The following is a 3,155-nucleotide window of genomic DNA, read 5'->3' as shown; positions in this document are numbered from 1 at the left end:
CTGCCGCCGTGGCGGGCGACGCGGTGCTGGTCGCCCGCCACGGCGGCAGCGGCTGGATCGTGGCCGTGCTGGCCGCGCGCGGCAGCCGCAACCTCCGCGCCGCGGCACCGGTGCTCGAACTGCAGGCCGCGCAGTGCAGCCTGCGCAGCACGCACCTGCGCACCGAAAGCCAGGACTGGACGGCCACCCATGGCGAGGTGGCGCTCGCCGCCACCCGGCTGCGCGCCGTGGCCGCCGCGGCGGAGGGCGTGTTCGGCACGCTATCGAGCTGGGCCCGCCAGTGCCTGGCGTGGCGCGGACGCAGCCTGCGCCAGGTGCAGGACGTGGAATCGCTGCGCTGCGGCACGCTCGACGTGCATGCCGCGCAGTTGCTCGCCCTGGGTGGCGGCACGGCCGTGCTGCAGGCCCAGGGCATGCTCAAGGTCGACGGCGTGCAGGTGCACGTCGGGTGAGCGGGAGCAGCGCGCGATGTTCGCCCTCAACCAGCTGCCGGCCCTCAAGCAGGGCTTTCCGGACGTGTGCCTCACGCCCATGGGCCCGCTGCTCGTGCCCATGCCCTATCCCAACATGGCGCAGGAGGTGATGGGCACGCCGGCGCCGATGAACATCTTCATCGGCGGCGCGCCGGTGCACAACATGGCCACGGTCATCGGCCTGTCCATGGGCGACCTGCCGGGCGTGAGCGGCGTCGCCTCGGGCCTGGTGCTCGGGCCGCAGACCACGCTGGTCAACGCCACCACCTTCCTCACCGGCGCGCTGCCCACGCAGCGCCTGGGCTCGATGGGCATCTCGAACCTGTGCAACGTGGTGTCGGTCGCCTGCACGCCCAACCAGACACGGGTGCTGCTGCTGTGCGCGTGACGACCCTGCTGCGGCATGCCGCGCTGGCGGTGCTGCCCGGGCTGCTGGCGGGCTGCGCCGTCGTGCGCGGGCTGGACGATGCCGTATCGCCGGCGCTGGAGCAGGTGCCGGTGCTCAAGATGCTGGGCGTGCAGGCCCGGCCCGCGCTGGCCGCCGCCGACGCGGCCGCCAGGGGCAGGGGCGGCAAGGCCGAGGCCTCGGGACCGCAGGCGGCGGCGCCCGAAGGCCGCCGGCAGGCCCTGCGGCTGCTGCTGTGCACCGATGCCTGGATCAACCCCAACGAGCGCGGCGAGGCGGCGCCGGTGCGCATCCGCATCGCCGAGCTGGCCTCGGCCACCCGCTTCGCCAGCCTGCCCGCGGCCCAGCTCTTCGCCACGGACCGGGCCGCCATGGGCGCCGAGGTGCGCGAGGTGCAGGACTACGTGGTGCCGCCCGGCGCCATGGTCGGCGTGGGCTGGATCGGCAGCCAGCCCGGCACGCTGGGCATCGCCGCCGACTTCCGCGCGCCGCAGCAGCCCGGGACGGGGCGCGTGCTGCTGCCGCTGGACGAGGCCACCATCGCCACCGGCTGGACGCTGTACGTGCACGGCACCACGCTGCACCTGCTGCGCGAGAACGCGGCGGCAGCGCCGGCAGGCGGCGCACCGGCGCCCCAGCCCGCCGCCTGCCCGGCACCGGCGGCCCCGCCCGCGGTGGGCGACGCAGCGCCGCAGGCCCCCGACCTGCCCATGCCCATTCATCCGCCCTATCCGGCCTCCCTGCCCCAGCCGGTCCGTCCGCCCGCCTTCGACGAGCGCCGGGCCGATGCCCTGCCGCGCCAAACCGGCGCCTTCTACCGATGACGATGCCCCGCCCCGCCCATCCGGTCCTGTGGACCGACGACCTGGACCTGCTGCCGCAGCAGTTCCAGCACCTCCAGGCGCACCTGCGCCACCATGCCCAGGCGCTCACCGCCGCCTGGCGCCTGCCGGCGCACGGCCTGCTGGCGCTGGACGTGGACGCCGGTGCCCTGGCCCACGGCCAGCTGAGCCTGCGCGCCGCCGCCGGCGTACTGCCCGACGGCACGCCCTTCGACCTGCCCGCCGACCAGCCGCTGCCGCCGCCCGTCCTGCTCGCGCCGCGCGACGAGGGGGCCGTCTTCGTGCTCGCCGTGGCACGCGCCGGCGTCGGCCCGGCCCAGCCCCAGGAAGCCGCGCTGCCCGGTGGCGCCCGCGCGCGCTACCGCCGCCAGATGGTCGAGCTCGCCGACGACAGCTCGCCCGACCCCGCCCCGCCGGAGGCCGTGGGCCTGGGCGTGCTGGACCTGCGCCTGCTGCGCCAGTCCGAGGCCTCCAGCCAGGACGTGGTGCTGCCCATCGCGCGCATCGCCCGCGTCAGCAGCAGCGGCCAGGCCACGCTCGACGAGGCCCACGTGCCGCCGCTGCTGGACCTGCGCGCGGCCCGCACCCTCCTCGCCCGCCTCGAGGCGCTGCTGGGCGTGCTGCGCTACCGCGCCGACTGGCAGATGGCCCGCGTCGGCCAGCCGCAGAACAGCTCGGTGCTCGAAGTGGCCGACTTCGTGCTGCTGCAGTCGCTGCTGCGGCACGAGGCCGCCCTGGCCCTGACGCTGTCGCTGACCCACGTGCCGCCGCTGGCGGTGCTGCAGCAGCTGCAGGCGCTGGTGAGCGACGTGGCGGCGCTGGGCCATCCGCCCGAACGCGCTTACGCCATCGCCTGGACGCCCGAGACGCCCATGGCCATGTTCCAGCCGCTGCTGGCGCAGGCCGAAGCGCTGCTCAACCAGATGCGCGAGCGGCTGGCGGTCGAATTCGGCTTCCGGACCGAGAAGGACGGCCTGCTCGTCGCCACCGAGCTGCTGCCCGCGCTGGGCGGGCACGAGCGCCTGGTCGTGGCCGTGCATGCCCAGGTGCCGGACGAATGGCTCTACCGCCGCTTCGCCACCCAGGCCATCGTGGGCGCGGCGGACCGGCTGGCCGAGCTGGTGCGCCTGCAGGTGCCCGGCGTCGTGCTGCGCCACCTGCCCACCGCGCCGGCCGAGCTGCCGCTGCAGGCCGGCTGGCACTACTTCGAGCTGGAGCCGGGCTCGGCCCCCTGGCACGAAATGGCGCGCAGCCGCGCCCTGGGCATCCATGTGGCCGGCGCCTGGCCGGGCCTGGCGCTGCGCGGCTGGCTGATCCGGCCCCTGTCGGCCGCGGGAGCGCACGGTGGCGCATGACTTCCTGATCGACGCCGCCGACGGCTTCCTGCGCGAGATGCAGGCCGCCCTGCGCGCCCCCGCCAGCGATGCCGCCGCG

The 3,155-nt window shown here is 76.0% G+C and carries 4 protein-coding genes; all 4 read left to right on the top strand.

Annotated features, from left to right (window positions below; translation table 11 throughout):
* The coding region (locus NS331_RS25010; protein WP_058644601.1) for a DUF3540 domain-containing protein at positions 1–452 on the top strand (452 nt) is incomplete at its 5' end.
* 16 nt (positions 453–468) lie between these two features.
* Positions 469–861, top strand: a complete 393-nt coding sequence (locus tag NS331_RS25005) for a DUF4150 domain-containing protein (RefSeq protein ID WP_058644600.1) — start codon at positions 469–471, stop codon at positions 859–861.
* The gene (gene tssJ / locus NS331_RS25000; protein ID WP_153013063.1) at positions 858–1,703 is read left to right on the top strand and encodes a type VI secretion system lipoprotein TssJ; all 846 of its coding nucleotides are present in this window, start codon (positions 858–860) and stop codon (positions 1,701–1,703) included. The genes NS331_RS25005 and tssJ overlap by 4 nt, the downstream gene beginning before the upstream one ends.
* Positions 1,704–1,705: 2 nt before the next feature.
* Complete coding sequence (tssK, locus tag NS331_RS24995) at positions 1,706–3,076, top strand: type VI secretion system baseplate subunit TssK (protein ID WP_058644598.1); 1,371 nt, start codon at positions 1,706–1,708, stop codon at positions 3,074–3,076.
* Positions 3,077–3,155: the final 79 nt, after the last annotated feature.

The organism is Pseudacidovorax intermedius, assembly GCF_001476815.1.
Lineage (GTDB): Bacteria > Pseudomonadota > Gammaproteobacteria > Burkholderiales > Burkholderiaceae_C > Xenophilus > Xenophilus intermedius_A.
The sequence above is the reverse complement of the archived record's forward strand: the minus strand, read 5'-3'. Positions and strand labels throughout refer to the sequence as shown.